Raw genomic sequence first — 15,245 nt, 5'->3', positions numbered from 1 at the left:
CTTAAGGGGGCGCTGCCATGAGTTTTTCTTATGTAATTCATGTTATATCTCCGTTGTTTGTTCCTGTATTTCTTGGATTTATTTATGTTGTCTTTTATCGTTTTCTTTGTTTTTTCTTAATTAAGAAATATTAAATCTAGGAGGATTTTTTATGGATGGTGAAGCGTTAGTTAAAGCGTTTGTTGCAGTAGTCTTGTTATCTATAGTAGGGGTAGGATTGTGGTTCTTTATGACATGTGTTCCTCATGGTGAAATTATTGCTTTAGGTGTTTTGTCTTTTCTTTCTGTATTTTATATGTTTTATAAAGCGTTCGAGTATTGATTGGTAGGAGGTTCTTAGTTGATACATTTGAAAATGCTTGGTCTTGGTTTGTTAACGATATTTAAATTTATTGGTTTTTCTATTCTTATGGTTCTTCTTCTTTCTTTGACGGCTATTCTGCTATGTGGATGGATTTATGGTTTTATGTATGGTTTTAATCTTATTGCTTGGTCGATTCTTGTAATTGATTTGTTAATTGTTTCTTATTTCATTGGTGATTATGTGTTGCATGTTACTATTCCGGCGAAGGAAAAGGCACAGGCGGACGTATGACCCCATGCCTTATAACATGGGGTCATAGTAAACACCCTATTTTGGGGTCAAAACCCTTATGTATCAAGGCTTTAGCGCTTGGTGCAAAAATGCGATTTTGTACCACTCTTCATTTTTGATATTTTTGCAGGCTAGTTTTTCATTATTTGGAGGTCTTTTTATGCCGCAGACTTATACAAAGTCAAAAGGCAAACGTTTTGTTCCTGATCCCGACAAGTATTTATATAATATTGATACATTTTGGTTCAATGTTGATTGTTCAAATTATCAAGACATTATGGATGATGGTTTCAGACGTTTGCTTAGTTCTGGACGTGAAAACTATATGGATACAGGGCAAGCTTTAGCTCTTGATGTTAAGATATCAGCTTATGAAAATCCCGTATTGTTTGAGATATTAGGAGGACAGCCACCTGCGTATCAGTATTCAATTAGAAACAAAGACATGGCTATTTACTTTGCAAAAAATGCTAGAGAAGATCAAATGCCAATGAAAGTGCAATTGAACCAGTTTTTGCTTTGGGAAAAAGGTATATTGAACGCTTATTATGAAGCTTTGTCGATACTTACGGTTTTGGGATTTGATTATACATCAGCTAAATTGAATCGTGTTGACTTTGCTGTTCATTCTGATCAGTGGCGTTGGAATTATAGTGATCTATCAAAATTTGAATATCCTCAAAATTTTGCAAAGGATAATCACCCCGACTTTTTTCGGCTTGATCCAAGAACCGGGGATTTTGAAACAGTTTACTATGGAAATAGGACACGCTGTCAGCTTCGGATATATAACAAGTCAAAAGAAGCGATTAAGAAGATGAAAACTTATTTTCTTGATCTGTACAGAGAAAAAGGTATGGATGCCGAAAATGTTTGGAACGTTGAGTTTGAAGTCAGGAGAGACTTTATAAAAGAATGTAAGGATTTAGAGGGGCTGCGTCTCTTTGATGATCTAGATACAGTCTTTTATGAAAACAGATTGAGTCTTTTATGGTCATATTTAATGGAAAGATACATACACCCGTCGGCTCACTGGAAAACGCTTAGTAAAGGTCATAAAGGCGTATTTGAACAAGTTACTGGATTTATTACTCGTGAAAAAGATATGGATTTGAATTTTGAAAGAGAGATACCAAATATCAGAGGTCGTTTGATTACTGGATTGGTTGATGAAGAGGACTATGATTTAGATACAGCTTTGCAGATTGTTAAAAAAGGAATACTTGAGTATGAGAAGAGAAAGCAAGTTAGCTTTGAAAAAGATGTTGTTAAAAAGAAAAAGTTATTCTTGAATCATTCCATAAATAAAAAAATACAAGATAAAGATAAAAAAATGCCTAACTACTCGTTAGATAGTTAGACATCGGAACCTGATCTAACTACTCCCAAATAGCTAGATGGTCATACACTATTCCGTTTTTAATCCCATTTAATTATACAACATTATTGCAGATGGTACACCTGAAAATGTTCGAAAAATCGTGACAATGTTCACCAAAAAAAGATGATAATTCCGCAAAAAGTTCACGTAATCTCGTGAACTTTTTGTTTTGGAACAGTGACAATCTTCACGAAAAATAGTAAAATAATAGAATAAGATTTCACGAATTTTCGTGAAAATAAGTACAATGTCGTGACTAGTATTCACGAAAAATCGTGAAAAAATCGTGAAAAGAAGGCGAGAATATGAAAGTAAGTGAAGTAATAGTTAGAGTCAAAAACGGCGAAAGTATGTCTGATATTGCAAAAGACACTGATGTTTCTAGAAGCGCACTAACTAAAAAAATGAACAAAATCGGTTTTGTTTTTGATCGTGCTGTGAAAGAATACAATTATATGGGAGATCATCCTTTAGAAACTGTTTTGGATTTTGATTTGAATAATTCTGTGAGTAAACTGGGTTCACGAAATATAGAGAAAAATTCACGAGATGTCGTGAAAAATTCACGAGAAACAGTACCGAAAAAGGCGGAAAAAATAGAATATATTCACGAAGATGTCCCGATAATTAGAGAGAGAGAGGGCAATACATTGACCGAAGAAGAAGTTATGTTTGTGAAAGAACTGCATATGCAGTACAAAAAGGATGGCGGCATGTATAGAAAAATCTTTTTAGATACATATGCACATTTGCCAAACAGAAAACCGAATATAAAAACGCCTTACATGATTAGTAGAGCGACAGCTGAAGAATTTGACGATTTTACGAATGCTTTGGCAGATGATTTTAGAATAAGCCGTAATGATTTGGCTGAAATGGCGTTGAGGTATTTTATTCAAGAATTTCAGCCATTGCTTAAGCGAAATGATTGCATAAAAAAATAGATGAAACATAAAGAAAAAAAGTGCTTAGATTTGTTTCTAAGCACTTTTTTTGTAGACGGTCATAAAACCATTCTGAATCAAGTTGCGAAGCGTGAAGCAACGTTAAAATCATTATTTTGTTGATGTACTAACTCATGACCGGATACAAATAATAACCCTGTGATAATGGCTAAAGAACAAATCAACTTAAACTTCATACACGAAATCGCCCCTTTGAATTTGTTTTTGAGCGTCAACCATTTGACGAAAGAAGAATACAGATTCATCCATACGCTCTTTCTTAGTATAAAATTCGGCGGCTTCTAACGCCAACTCTTCAAAATAGGGGTATCCTCTTTCGTTTCTGAGAGGTTCCAGAGCTTGTAAAATGCCTTCACGATCAAGTTTGTCGATAAATATAGCCTTAAGGACATTAAGCAAAGTTGCAAAAAAGTCATCTTTGAACGCTTTTGCACTTTTACAGGCTCGTTCGAAAAATTCTAATGCTGGAAGTGTCTTATCTTGTTTAAAGCGAATTAAGGCAAGGTCATAGTATGCCTGCGTTAGTTCCTTTGCTTTAATTGTTTTTGCCATGTCTGCGGCTTCAAGAAAATATTTTGCAGCTGTATCGGGTTCGTTTAGTTTGTTGTAGCATAAACCCATATTTATCAATGCTTTCGTGATGATTGGCTTATTATCAATAATTCGTGCGGTGCTTAAACATTTTTTAATGTGCGGTAAGGCTTTTTCATGTGTTTCCATGTCTACATAATTTCCTGCGATAACAAAGAGACAGTGAATTTTCCGTATTGAATATGTGTCCTCTTTGGAGTAAATTTCATACGCTTTTTGCACGTAAAACATAGAAACGTGAGTTTGTTTCATATGATAATAAACCTCTGATAATTTGTAATAAAATTCGGCTTTTTCTATCCGATCTCTGACTTTATAAATGCGTTTTTCAGCTTTCTTATAACTTTGTATTGCGCTTATGTAGTCTCCTTCTGAAAAATGGTACATACCTTCGAAAAAGTTGGCGTAATACTCCATTAGCTTTGTGATCTTTTGTGACCTGCCCTCGCTCTCTTTTAAATATTGCCATTTTTCTAATTTTTTTGCTGAGTCTGAGGGGAATAAATAAGACATCATAAGATAATGTCTGAATAACATTAGTTGATAGTAGATGAGTAAGTCTTGATCTTCTTCCATATGATCTATCATTTCAGTGATTTCAGATTTCAATTTTTCAGCGTTTTCATGATCAAACTTGTTTATATGGTGATACCATTCATTAATTTTTACCCCCACTGTCGCAGATGGAATGAGATTCATTTGGTGAATACCCCCTATAAGAACCTTTTTATGTAAATGGTAGCACATGAAAAACGCTATAAACTTTATTGCGGTAAGTTTTCGGCAGAGCGCAAAATACGAAAAAAAAGCAGACAATTGTCTGCTTTTATACTGTCATATTTATTATCATGTAAGAAAGTGCTGAAATAACAACAACGGCAACAACTACAGTTAAAGCTAAATGCTTAAAGAAGGATTTGTTGGACTTTCCATCATTTTTGTTTTTTTGAGCCATTCTAAACCATGTGACGGCTAGAAATAAAATCATGAAAATTGGTAGAGTGTAGCTTACTATAAAATCCCACATGTTTTCACCCCCCACCGTTTATATTATGTTATTTCTGCGGTTTGATGTTGAACACAACTGCCCAAGTCATATCAGTTATTACACCTTTCCCATTATTGTTTGCGTTTATTCTTGATGCTACAAGACCAAAATATGCCGCACTTAGACCAGGAGGGACGGAAGGCAATACACCGAACCATGCGGCAATTACAGCGATTCCGGCAGAAACTGAGCCGGCACTACTGAAAGATGATGCTACCTTTTTGCTGTCGCAGCTGTTCAATTTTCTTGAGTAGCCCCACCAATAAGTTTTTGTTTTGGTAGTTTTCCCTTTGCATTTAAGAATTTCAGCATCCAAAGGTACAAAATTTGATTGATCTTGGATTGTGCCTGTAATATTCAAATTCTTGTCTACGGAGAGTTTTCCTTCTGAGATTTCAGAGTTGAGTAATTCGAAGTATTTTTGTTGTCCGTTGATTAAATCAGCTTTAAAGCCGTCTGTTTTAGCTTTTTCAGAGTCTAAAACAAGATAACCATTTTTTACGGAGACATACTTTTCTAGTGGCAAAATATCTTCTTTTTGGTATTGCTCTTCACTAAACTTTTTTACAGGTGGTAGGTTCTGAGGTGTTGTTTCCTGTGCAAAAACATTCGGAGCGAGAGAAATCAATAGACACAAAGCTAATAAAACGGAAAATACTTTTTTCATAAAAAAACCTCCTGTAAGTGTATTTACAATTACCAACTAAAACATAAGAACGGATGAATGTAACCGAATATTAGCCGAACAAAAACCGCATAAAAGGCGCAATCATCTAATGTTTGTAATCCCCATGGGAACACACGTTCCAAGTCTATTATCCTATGTTTCCGAAAAAAAATTCCATGTTTTTAGCAAATTATTCTTTACATGGGGAATTTTTTTGTTTACAATCGAATTTGTATTCAGAGCACGTAAAAAAATTACATAAAAAAAACCACCGTTTGCCGACGGTGGCGAAGTGAGTCCAGCTTGTTTTTCAAGATTGGCGTCTTTTTCCAAGTTGGACTCACACCTATAATAATATAGCATCTTTTTGCGTATTTCAATTATTATTCTTGAAATAATACTCCAAAAATATGATTTATTTAGTAGGTATTTTTATCTATGGAAAAAGTCGCCTTATCCTTTAATGGATAGACGGCTTTTTTCTTTTTTTATGTCATTTGAGTACAAAAAAACTTTATTTGACGGAGGTTTGAGATTTGCTATTTCAATCAAAAGAACAAGCAATTTACAAAGGATTCAGAACTATTAAAAGAGAAGGGAAATCTGATTTAACATTTTTAGAGTTTGGCGATCCAGTAAAATATGAATCCTTATCTTTCATGCCTACACAAGAACTCGATAATTATTCGCAAATCCCAACTGGTACACCTGTAGAGATCACGCTTCAAGTGACATCTGGTCAACGTGGCGTTTTCTGTGCTGTATCAGCTTTGAAACCTTTGAACAAGTAAAGGAGCTTAACACATGGAAAATGAGAGCAGCACGAATCAGGAAAACACCAGTGTATATGAAGACGTGAAACAAGCTCTGACTGATTATTTTGGCGGCGAACATAAAGAGGATGATTCCTCTAGTTTGGGTCAGGCCTTGAATGACTTCTATCATAGTTACATTGTTGATACAGCTGACGGCGCTTTTCAAGTTTTCCAGAGTTTCACCTATGGCGAATTGGTGATCAGTTTCCTTTTGTTCTGTTGTTTACTGCTGTTTATATTCAAATGGATATGGGAGGTTTTAAGATGATTAAAGCCGACATCATGACATTTCTAAACCAATATTCCTTGCTATCAGTACCGTTTTTTATTTTGTTACTCGGTATCTTAGCAAGCAAATTTAATATGAGGTAGTAAACCATTGGAACCTACATTTGTTCATGCACTTTACTGGTTATTAATGTCTAAGCCCTTCGTTTTGGGATCTGTTGGAATGTTAACAGCAGTCTGTTCGATGGTTGCATTTTTTACGATTCTGAAAAAGTGGGGTGACGGATATTGAGTTTCTCCCTTCAAATGAGTCAGATACTTCAATATTCTTACAACATCTTTGCTTCTGCCTTGCCTGCCTTGTATTTATTTATAGGCGGAGCGTTTGCGGCATTCGTTTTGATGAAGTTAAAAGGACTATCAAACTAGAGGAGTTATTTTTATGCCAAGTATAAGTTATAGACCGCCTATAAGCGATTTATTCGCGAATTTCGCGCATAACTGGAACACACTTTCTCCAGCGCTCTGGGTCTTGTATGGAGTTCTGGCTGGCTTCTTTATTTTGATGCTCCTTAAGAGAATTTATTGGAGTGATTAATTTTAATTTGAAAGTGGGTCATGTATTTATATGGAAATTCCTAAGATTTCACTAAGCTATGATCTTGGAAATGTTGCTACTGCCGTAAGTAATTGGTTCGGTAGCTTCTGGATGATCATTGCGTTTGCTGTCGCTATTCCGTTAGCGTTCTTAATCGCTAGTCGTGTTAAAGCGTTGTTCGTTGCTTAATTAAATAGAGAAAGAAGGTTAATTAAATATGGAAAATGGTATCCCAACTATTTCACTAAACTATGATCTTGGTAATGTTGCTTCTGCCGTTAGTAACTGGTTCGGAAGTTTCTGGATGATCATTGCGTTTGCTGTCGCTATTCCGTTAGCGTTCTTAATCGCTAGTCGTGTTAAAGCGTTGTTTGTTGCCTAATCCGTTTTAATTAAACAACCGAACAAAAGGAACTTTTCATATAGAGGGAAAGGGATTTAATTCCCTTTCCCATTTTTTTGTTTCAGAGTGGAGGGTTTTGCTCCACGATATAGCAGGATAGGGGGCTTTGCTCCATGTTTAGAGATATTAGAAGGGTCATCTTGTTGACTCTTTGCTTAATGGTTCCGGCTTTTTCTGTTTTTGCGGCTTCGTTTGGTTCTTCTGGCTATGATTCTTCTTTAGATACCTATGTTATTTCTGTTAATGCGGACGGTGTTTCAAAGCTTCGTGTATCTGGCTATAAAAGTGGTTCTGATGCTCCGTATTATACGCAGACTTACAATGCTGAGGGCGAATCTGGAAAGTTGACGATTAATTGTAATGGGTCTTGGAAAGTTGAGTTGTTGGATTCCTCTGGCAGTGCTTTAGATTCTGATAAGTTCTCTGTTACTCAAATAAAAGAGGAAAGAGGAACATGTAAAGAAAAAAAAGACGCTGCGCCTAATTCTTCTGGCGGTTCTCCTGCGCCTTCTGGTGGTGGCTCTGGCTGTTCGGATGCTGTTTGCGAATGTATCGGTACTTTAAAGGGCGTTAATCAAGGCATTTCTGACAAGATGGATGAATCTCTAGGAAATCAAAAGAAGATAAAGGATGCTGTTGATCAAGTTAATGATTCGACAAAGGCTGTAAAAGGTGCTGTTGATGGTCTGAAAGATCAATTTGTGAGTGATAAAGATTATTCTTTCGACGATCCACCAGAGTACAATTTAAGCGATTTTAAACCGGATATGCCTAAGACAGCCTTTAAGGATGACACTACTTATTTTAAGGATACCGGTGATGATTCATCTGATGATATGTCAAAACTTCCAGATGCTCCAGAGCCTAAAGATTGGGACGGAGTTAAGAAGGAAGATGAATTAAAAAAGGACTCTGAAAAAACTAAGGATACGGAACTGAAAAAGGACGAGTTTACAAAAGATGATCAGCTTAAGAAGGACAAGTTTAAGAAGGACGACGAGTTAGAGAAGGACAAGTTTAAGAAGGATTCGGAGAAGAAAAAAGATGAAGAGTTAACGAAGGATGAATTTGAAAAAGACGCAGAGAAGAAGAAAGATGATGAATTGACGAAAGATCAATTCAAGAAAGATCGTGAGAAAACGAAGGATAAGGAATTAGAAAAAGATAAGTTCTATCGGGATTCTCAATTAACAAAAGATGAATTTCAGCAAGATGAAGAATTAGAAAAGGACTATTTTAGAAAAAATGATGAAATGCAGAAAGACAAAGAAATGCTTCCAGACCGTCAAATGCAGAGAGATCAAGAAATGAATCAAGACGAAGAAATGCAAAAAGACTACTTCCGGCAGTGGGATATTCCGCAAGCTGATGAAGAGTTAAATAGAACAAATCAGTATCATCGTACTGAGTTTTATGATGTTACGCCATCAGATCAGTATGAATTACGTTGGAAGCAGTAAGGGGGTGAATCATGAAAAAGATTTTACTCTGTCTTTTGTTCGGACTATGTATAGGATCTGTGTATGTTCAATCAGCGTCTGCGGCTGAGCCAGAATATTCTCGGATACTTCGGTATGAAAAAGATGATTTGAAGTTTGATCTAGATTATAAAGTAGGCGATACGATTACAATCGATTTCAAACAAATGCTTGATTATTATAGTTTGAAGCTGAACGGTGTTGATATTCCTTATAAGCGAACGAATCTTATGCAAAAAGCTACATTTCAGATTACACAAAAAATGTATGATAACAATCCGAAACAAATTGTTATAAGCCCTAGAACTAGAGAATTCGGGTCTAGGGTTACTGTGTATGGTGTTTCTTTGAATCGTAAGCAGTTGTTTCCTGCTATGCAAAGTTTTAAAGGTGGGTTATTTGATGGTAAGGAATTAATTGTAGATGCATCCGCCGGATTTAGTCAGACAACTACGAAAAGACTTACAGATGATGATTTGACAACGTTTGAGAGTTTTGCGCCTTTGACTAATCTGAAAGAAATAAGACAGCATGATTATTTCGATAACGCTAAGTATTTTCGAATTCATATGGAAGGTTCAACTTCTATAAAGATTAGAACATATGATTATACAAAAAAAGAACCTGTTTATTATACGGTTACGCCAGAATATTTTCATGGTAAGCCGTTTGAACTTGTTGATTTCCCGACGAGAACGAGTTCTTTTGCGATTGAAGGGCTTAATAACTCGGAAGTGATTTATGATCTTAATTTATATGATAAGTTGCCGGAGCAATTTGATAATGTTTCAGATGTGAAGTATTCGGCAACGGATGATTCTCTTTCATTTTCTTATACCGTACCTGAGAATTTTTCGTATTTAAAAGTGTACGTGGATGATGAATTGAAAAAAGATGTGGTTGAAGGTTCTTCTTTTACGTTGGATAACCTTAAGCCTGACACTTCTTATAATTTGAAATTTGTCAGCTATTCGAAAGACGGTGAAATGAGTGCTCCTAATAATTATGAGGTTAAAACGGAACCTTTAAAACCGCCATCAGATATTAGTAATGTCAAATATACCTTTGATTATAGATCAGTGCATATGGCTTATGATTTGCCGGCAGAGGACAATTTTTCGCATTTAGAAGTATATAAGAACAATGTAAAAATAGTTGCGGAAACGACGGCTGCGGAATTAGATTTTGATGATTTGAAGCCTTCAACAGATTATACCTATAAGATCGTGGCTGTTTCTGATAAAGGTGCAAAGTCTGAGGGCTATACTTTTTCATTTAAAACAAAAGAGTATAAGGACGAAGAACCACCCGAAAAGCCGACAGGTTTAAAGGTGACTAATGGAAATGAGTCTCTGGTGTTAGCGTGGGATAAAAACTCTGAGTTTGATTTAGAAGGATATTACGTGTATTTGGATGGTAAGAAGATTACTGATAAGCCTATAAAAAGTAATGTGTATACAGTGCCTGACTTAGAGAACGGAAAGACTTATCATGTCGAAGTGTCTGCTGTAGATACTTCTGGCAATGAGTCAGGAAAGGCGGCAAAGTATGGAGCACCAAACACGAAAGGAATGCCGATTTTTAAAGCCGGATACAGCCTTATAGATGTTTCTAACGGTGTGGGATCGTGGTTTTCTTCTATATGGTTGCTGTTGGCATTCTCGGTGTCTATTCCTTTAGGTTTCTATATCTCGCACAGAGTAAAAGCGCTGTTTTTCACATAACAAAATTGAAAGGTATGGAGTCATATGGAATTTGAATTTGTAGTAAATATTTTCTTTCGGATACTTGGAGCATTGATATTGGCTTGTATGTCAGTTTATTGGTTTATCACAGGTCCGGCAGTCTTTGGATGGTTCTTTCTTGCGTTATTTATTACACAATTTGAGGTCGTATGGCTCTATATTTCAGACGAGAAACAAAAGCCTACATTATTTCGTTAGTGTCGTTTGTCTCATGGAGGTGCAAGAGTGGAGACAGAAAAAATTTACTTGTAAAATTTTTCTTTCTCCTTCTTGTCTCCTTCACAGTTGATTTTCCATCCTCTCGGTACGCCCAAAACCTTTGTTTTGGGGCGCTTCCAGCAAGGATCGGTTTGGAAAGGCGAAGCCTTCCACGCCGGAGGCATTTCAGATTCTTAAGGCTGTGCCTTAAGCGGTTGTTAAGGCTGGCCTTAAGGTCATCTTTATTTTAGGAGTGAGTTGCATATGTTCCCTAATATTACTGGATCATTCGATACGGTTTTTCAGATGAATCCTCTAGTTTTGCTTCTTATTGGTGGCGTTGGGTTCTTGGTGACGTATTTGTATTTAAACAGGTAAGGAGGTTCAATCATGGAGCCTGTTACATTAGCTGATCTCGGCAACTTCTTGCAAATGATTATAAGGGCATATGATTCATATTTGTTCTTTGCGTTTGTCCTCATGATGACGTTAAGCGTGGCGCTAGGCGTAAGGCGTCTTTTATTAGGGGTTAAGTCATGAAGTTTGTTGATAAGCTACTAGGATTCTTAAAAAGTGCGTTTGAATGGCTTGGCGATTTATTCACGAATTTCTTTCAGTTCTTGGCGAAACCGTTCGCCTATCTGTTTTATTTCTTAGAAGGCATTTTTTATTTTGTTACAAAGGTTTTTGAGGTTGTCGTGTCCGTCATTATGATTTTTGTTGCTTTGTTTCAGTTCATTTTCTCGCTGTTTGCGGGCGTTCTGAGAACAATAGCAATGTGGTTAGGTGTTTACCCTTCTGGCGGTGTTGCAATGCCGTCAACGACAGGAAAGGCTTTCGAGGTCGTGAGAGATATTCTACAGCCAACGGGAATGCTGACGATTGTTCCGACGGTAGCGACAGCGTTTATCTGGTTTTACTTCATCATAAAAATTATTGGTTTACTTGGCGGTAACGTCACCGTCTCGCCATTCAAGAGGTGATAAATTGAAGGCGCTCATTGATACGATTTTCGCGCCGGTTTTGGCGTGGCTCAATCACATTCATAGCATGATTAGCTCTATGTCGGTGCCCTTGTCTCACCCTGTACCGATACAAAACTTTTTAGGTCCATTCGGTATGCTTGGTCCTGCGTGGAGTCGTTTTGTAGGCACAATCTGTGCACTGGCGTTTATATATGTTGTCGCTTATCTCATTAAGAACGCAACCGGACTATATTTAACATTTAAACAAGCCATAAAGTGGTGGTAAGGAGGAAAAATTGTCATGTCAGTTTTCGAGGTGTTCTTTTCTATAGGTGCAGGAATTGGAATCGGTTTGTTTTTGCTCCTTGTTTTGCCGTCTGTCTTATTGATTAAAAAAGCTTTTAAGTAATTGCCTAATAACATTTAATAAAATATAATAACTATTAACAACTTTTATTAAAAGGAGAAAGAAAAAATGGCTAAAGCCCGTATGTATCAGAATTTTAGAGCCTTAATCATGAATCCAGAAACAGGCACTTTCAGCGCTCAAAAGGTGAAACAGATTGCTGGAGACACTTTGGAGACAGAAGATGATTTATTGCCTTTGGAAGATGCACAAAAGTTTATTAATGAGGAAGATGGTCAAGTTTTTTACATGTACAACCTTGATCTTCCGGCAAAGGTTGAAGCGCAAAAACTTAAGGGATTGCGGCGTTCTACTGCTTTAAACAATCTTTTCAACTACGATAAGCCGAAAGCTTTTGACATGTTCAAGCTGTTGCCGTGGGTTGTCATTATTCTTCTGGTGATCTTCAAATGATTTTCGAAAGTGGTTTTCTGATCTGCTGTATTGCTTTTCTGATTGCCATTAATGTGTATGAAGAGGTGAGAGGTCATAAAGATTTCAAATAGAACGATTGTAGAGCATTATTATTTGAACTTGGCAGCTGTACCTTTTGTTCAGAAAGCAAAGAGATTTCTGTCTGAGTTTTTGATTGATTGTTTGTATCATCTTACTTTTACTGTGATCCTGACAGTATTCTTTTATTTTATTTTGTTTTAAAGTTCGGTTTTAAGCGTTGAAATGAGTTCCTGGGCAGCTGTAAAAGTTCGTGTTTTGCTTTTCCAGGATTGAACCGGCTGTAAAATTCGTTCGTAATTTGGAGGTAATTATATTGTCTGAGAAGGAACAAACTGTACAAGATTTATTTATTGCTGATCTATTAGAGAGTGGCGAAGAAGAAAAGACAAATGAAACTGTTGAATTGATGCACTTTTTCAGAAAGAATTCAGTTCCGATAACAACGGATCAATTGAAAGCTACATTGTTACTTAAAGAAGCCGGACTTGGAGATATTGCCGATTTTGCTTTAGATGCTCGTCAGCACGTAACGCCACAGGACACGTATATGAAAGCCTTGAATAAACTTACATTGGCTGATCGTATCAAGGGTAATGCCAAACTCGGTCATTTGCTTAAGGCGAACGCTAACCCTGCAAATACTGCATTGAAGCCGGAGGACGTACAAGCCAAGTCAATGAATAGAAAGGAAATTGATAAATACTAATGGAAAAATTCGCAGAGACTTTATTTTTGGGTGGTTTTTACTTCTTTATTGCTGTTTTGATGGCTGGTCTTACTATTTTTGTTGCTCATGCTTTTTTTAAGTCGCTTACTAGAAGGGGCTAAAAATAGATGCTGTCATTGATTGTTATTGGAGCGTGGACGTTGTTTGCTTTTATGATTTTATTCTTTCAGTTGTATGAACTTAGAAAGGTTAGAAAGTAGGTTAATTTATGAATGTGATGGTATTTGAGGGCTTTCTCGGATCTGGAAAAACGGCAGGCGCTTCTGTATTCGCGAAAGCTTTTCAGCAAAGATCGGGCTGTTCTTTGTATAGCAATTACGGACTGCAAGGGTCAAAACCTTTTACAAAGCTAGATGATTTCAAAGATATTGCTGTTCAGCCTTCATCTATTTTGGTTCTTGATGAATCTCATATGGATTTGGACGCTCGAAGCTTTTCGAGTAACCATGTGAAATTCTTTACACAGATTTCATATTACTTGCGGAAACTGCGCTGTACTATGATTCTTACATCGCCGAATTTTGAGGACTTGGATAGCCGTATAAGAGGTATCACAAACATTCTTGTACAGGTAGAAAAAAGAAACGGTTATTTCTTCTACCGTCTGCATGATTGGCAGTCAAATAGATATTTGAAGACATATAGATTTAAGCAGCGGTATCTTGAACAATACGGGAATCAAGTATTTGATACAACCAAGATGGTAACGCCGATAGATATTCCAGATAAGAAAGGCGATTTTAAAGACTTTTTGGAGGAATTAAAACGGATCTCCGAAAATTACATGGTTAGTGCGGCACGACAAACGCCTCTGGCGGTTGGCGTGTAGCGAATAAGCGAAGGAGTGATTTATTATGCCAAATCCTTATATAAAAGCCGATTCATTTCTAGAGATCAATCAAGCTTTTGCCAATCTTATGAGTGTGAGAAATAAGTGTGAGACATATAAGAGTATGATAACGGAGGATTACAAGCGATCACGAGTTCAAACGTGTGTGTATGTGTCATTCTCGCAGTATTTTGATGAAATGAAAAATGAAGTTGATGCGGCTCTTGAAACGATTAAAAAACATGCTTCATTTGTCGCTAGAAAGGCGGGAACGATAAATGAAGTCTGTTAAGAGTAAGCAAGTTAAAAAACAGATAGAGCAGTGTTTAAAGGCTAATAAAGAGGTTGTTGCATTTTTAGAGCATTTACAGGCTAATTATTCTTTTTCGGATCAAGAGAAAAAAGGGCTGTCTGATTGTTGTACTCATGTCTTGAATATGTCATTTGTTTTCGAGCAAATGAAAAAAAGTGTATGAATCATGGTTTGACTTTGGTTCATAACCTCAATTAGTATTTATGTAAGATTAATAAATATTATGACGAGGTGCTTTTTTTTATGTCGAAAAAATATTTAGCTTTAAATACTCACATGATTTCGGATCAAGAGATATTTGATCAATTTGAAAAGATTACAGAATATCTCCAAAAGCAGAATGATCTTTTCTTTCCGAATCGTAAATTGTCGAAAATTGACGTATATAACTTTGTTGTCTCTTATGCTTACAAAAATTTAGTCAAAGAAGGTCAAATAAAATCAGAAGAAAAGTGAATACTGTATATACAGTGTATATACAGTGTATATACACTGTGTTATAATTGAGTTATCGAAGAAAGGGTGACTCACATTGAAAGAGAAAAAAGGAAATACTCCTGTTACTCCTGTCCGGTTTACGGATGCTGATAAAACGTTCATGAAAGATATTATTGATCATTACAACAACGATAAGGGGCAGTATCCACCTTTTGATAGAACGTCATTACTGCGCTATTTAATTAGACAGGAGCATGAAAAAATCTTTTCTTAAGGGGGCGCTGCCATGAGTTTTTCTTATGTAATTCATGTTATATCTCCGTTGTTTGTTCCTGTATTTCTTGGATTTATTTATGTTGTCTTTTATCGTTTTCTTTGTTTTTTCTTAATTAAGAAAGA

Annotated in this window: 21 protein-coding genes; 18 read left to right on the top strand and 3 right to left on the bottom strand. The window is 36.2% G+C overall.

Translation table 11 applies throughout. The features are described 5' to 3' along the window. Window positions 1-151: 151 nt before the first annotated feature. The 4 genes from V756_RS1000000124055 (at window position 152) to V756_RS0121585 (ending at window position 2,920) form a co-directional block, all read left to right on the top strand. Window positions 152-322 (top strand): hypothetical protein, encoded by a 171-nt coding sequence (locus V756_RS1000000124055; RefSeq protein ID WP_155906256.1) that lies wholly within the window; start codon window positions 152-154, stop codon window positions 320-322. Between the two features lie 18 nt (window positions 323-340). After that, window positions 341-595, top strand: coding sequence for a hypothetical protein (locus V756_RS0121595; protein WP_024716490.1), 255 nt, complete (start codon window positions 341-343; stop codon window positions 593-595). Window positions 596-755: 160 nt separating this feature from the next. Beyond that, entirely contained in the window at window positions 756-1,955 is a 1,200-nt protein-coding gene (locus V756_RS0121590; protein ID WP_024716489.1) for a hypothetical protein, read from the top strand. 326 nt (window positions 1,956-2,281) lie between these two features. Next, window positions 2,282-2,920 carry a hypothetical protein gene (locus tag V756_RS0121585; protein WP_024716488.1) on the top strand — a complete coding sequence of 213 codons (639 nt, stop codon included), beginning with the start codon at window positions 2,282-2,284 and terminating at the stop codon, window positions 2,918-2,920. A 186-nt stretch (window positions 2,921-3,106) separates the two neighbouring features. Here V756_RS0121585 and V756_RS0121580 read toward each other — a convergent pair whose 3' ends face one another. The 3 genes from V756_RS0121580 to V756_RS0121570 form a co-directional block, all read right to left on the bottom strand. Then, window positions 3,107-4,231, bottom strand: coding sequence for a Rap family tetratricopeptide repeat protein (locus V756_RS0121580; RefSeq protein WP_024716487.1), 1,125 nt, complete (start codon window positions 4,229-4,231; stop codon window positions 3,107-3,109). A gap of 127 nt (window positions 4,232-4,358) precedes the next feature. Continuing rightward, entirely contained in the window at window positions 4,359-4,559 is a 201-nt protein-coding gene (locus V756_RS0121575; protein WP_024716486.1) for a hypothetical protein, read from the bottom strand. A gap of 28 nt (window positions 4,560-4,587) precedes the next feature. Beyond that, on the bottom strand, window positions 4,588-5,247 hold the full coding sequence (locus V756_RS0121570; RefSeq protein WP_024716485.1) for a hypothetical protein: 660 nt from the start codon (window positions 5,245-5,247) through the stop codon (window positions 4,588-4,590). Window positions 5,248-5,783: 536 nt separating this feature from the next. Between V756_RS0121570 and V756_RS0121560 the strand changes: the two genes are divergently transcribed. From V756_RS0121560 to V756_RS0121450, 14 genes are all read left to right on the top strand, one after another. Beyond that, on the top strand, window positions 5,784-6,038 hold the full coding sequence (locus tag V756_RS0121560; RefSeq protein ID WP_024716483.1) for a hypothetical protein: 255 nt from the start codon (window positions 5,784-5,786) through the stop codon (window positions 6,036-6,038). A 13-nt stretch (window positions 6,039-6,051) separates the two neighbouring features. Next, a complete protein-coding gene (locus V756_RS01000000123020) occupies window positions 6,052-6,330 on the top strand; it encodes a hypothetical protein (protein WP_024716482.1) in 279 nt (92 codons plus the stop codon). Window positions 6,331-7,105: 775 nt separating this feature from the next. Then, entirely contained in the window at window positions 7,106-7,270 is a 165-nt protein-coding gene (locus tag V756_RS1000000124050; RefSeq protein WP_155906254.1) for a hypothetical protein, read from the top strand. Between the two features lie 134 nt (window positions 7,271-7,404). Next, a complete protein-coding gene (locus V756_RS0121530) occupies window positions 7,405-8,751 on the top strand; it encodes a hypothetical protein (RefSeq protein WP_024716481.1) in 1,347 nt (448 codons plus the stop codon). 11 nt (window positions 8,752-8,762) lie between these two features. Beyond that, window positions 8,763-10,493 carry a fibronectin type III domain-containing protein gene (locus V756_RS0121525; RefSeq protein WP_024716480.1) on the top strand — a complete coding sequence of 577 codons (1,731 nt, stop codon included), beginning with the start codon at window positions 8,763-8,765 and terminating at the stop codon, window positions 10,491-10,493. A gap of 609 nt (window positions 10,494-11,102) precedes the next feature. Then, window positions 11,103-11,252, top strand: a complete 150-nt coding sequence (locus V756_RS1000000124080; RefSeq protein ID WP_162147904.1) for a hypothetical protein — start codon at window positions 11,103-11,105, stop codon at window positions 11,250-11,252. Further along, the gene (locus V756_RS0121505) at window positions 11,249-11,695 is read left to right on the top strand and encodes a hypothetical protein (protein ID WP_024716478.1); all 447 of its coding nucleotides are present in this window, start codon (window positions 11,249-11,251) and stop codon (window positions 11,693-11,695) included. The genes V756_RS1000000124080 and V756_RS0121505 overlap by 4 nt, the downstream gene beginning before the upstream one ends. A gap of 457 nt (window positions 11,696-12,152) precedes the next feature. Continuing rightward, window positions 12,153-12,497, top strand: coding sequence for a hypothetical protein (locus tag V756_RS0121490; RefSeq protein WP_024716476.1), 345 nt, complete (start codon window positions 12,153-12,155; stop codon window positions 12,495-12,497). Between the two features lie 355 nt (window positions 12,498-12,852). Continuing rightward, the gene (locus V756_RS0121480; RefSeq protein WP_024716475.1) at window positions 12,853-13,245 is read left to right on the top strand and encodes a hypothetical protein; all 393 of its coding nucleotides are present in this window, start codon (window positions 12,853-12,855) and stop codon (window positions 13,243-13,245) included. Between the two features lie 229 nt (window positions 13,246-13,474). Continuing rightward, entirely contained in the window at window positions 13,475-14,095 is a 621-nt protein-coding gene (locus V756_RS0121470; RefSeq protein WP_024716474.1) for a hypothetical protein, read from the top strand. A 25-nt stretch (window positions 14,096-14,120) separates the two neighbouring features. Beyond that, window positions 14,121-14,387 (top strand): hypothetical protein, encoded by a 267-nt coding sequence (locus V756_RS0121465; protein WP_024716473.1) that lies wholly within the window; start codon window positions 14,121-14,123, stop codon window positions 14,385-14,387. Continuing rightward, window positions 14,374-14,571 carry a hypothetical protein gene (locus tag V756_RS0121460; RefSeq protein WP_024716472.1) on the top strand — a complete coding sequence of 66 codons (198 nt, stop codon included), beginning with the start codon at window positions 14,374-14,376 and terminating at the stop codon, window positions 14,569-14,571. Before V756_RS0121465 ends, V756_RS0121460 begins: the two co-directional genes overlap by 14 nt. An 80-nt stretch (window positions 14,572-14,651) precedes the next feature. Then, window positions 14,652-14,864: a hypothetical protein gene (locus V756_RS0121455; RefSeq protein ID WP_024716471.1), complete on the top strand. Its 213-nt coding sequence runs from the start codon at window positions 14,652-14,654 to the stop codon at window positions 14,862-14,864. Between the two features lie 76 nt (window positions 14,865-14,940). Further along, window positions 14,941-15,120: a hypothetical protein gene (locus tag V756_RS0121450; RefSeq protein ID WP_024716470.1), complete on the top strand. Its 180-nt coding sequence runs from the start codon at window positions 14,941-14,943 to the stop codon at window positions 15,118-15,120. The last annotated feature ends 125 nt before the right edge of the window (window positions 15,121-15,245 follow it).

This window comes from Bacillus tequilensis KCTC 13622, from assembly GCF_000507145.1.
Lineage (GTDB): Bacteria > Bacillota > Bacilli > Bacillales > Bacillaceae > Bacillus > Bacillus tequilensis.
This window is presented reverse-complemented; position numbering and strand designations above follow the sequence as displayed.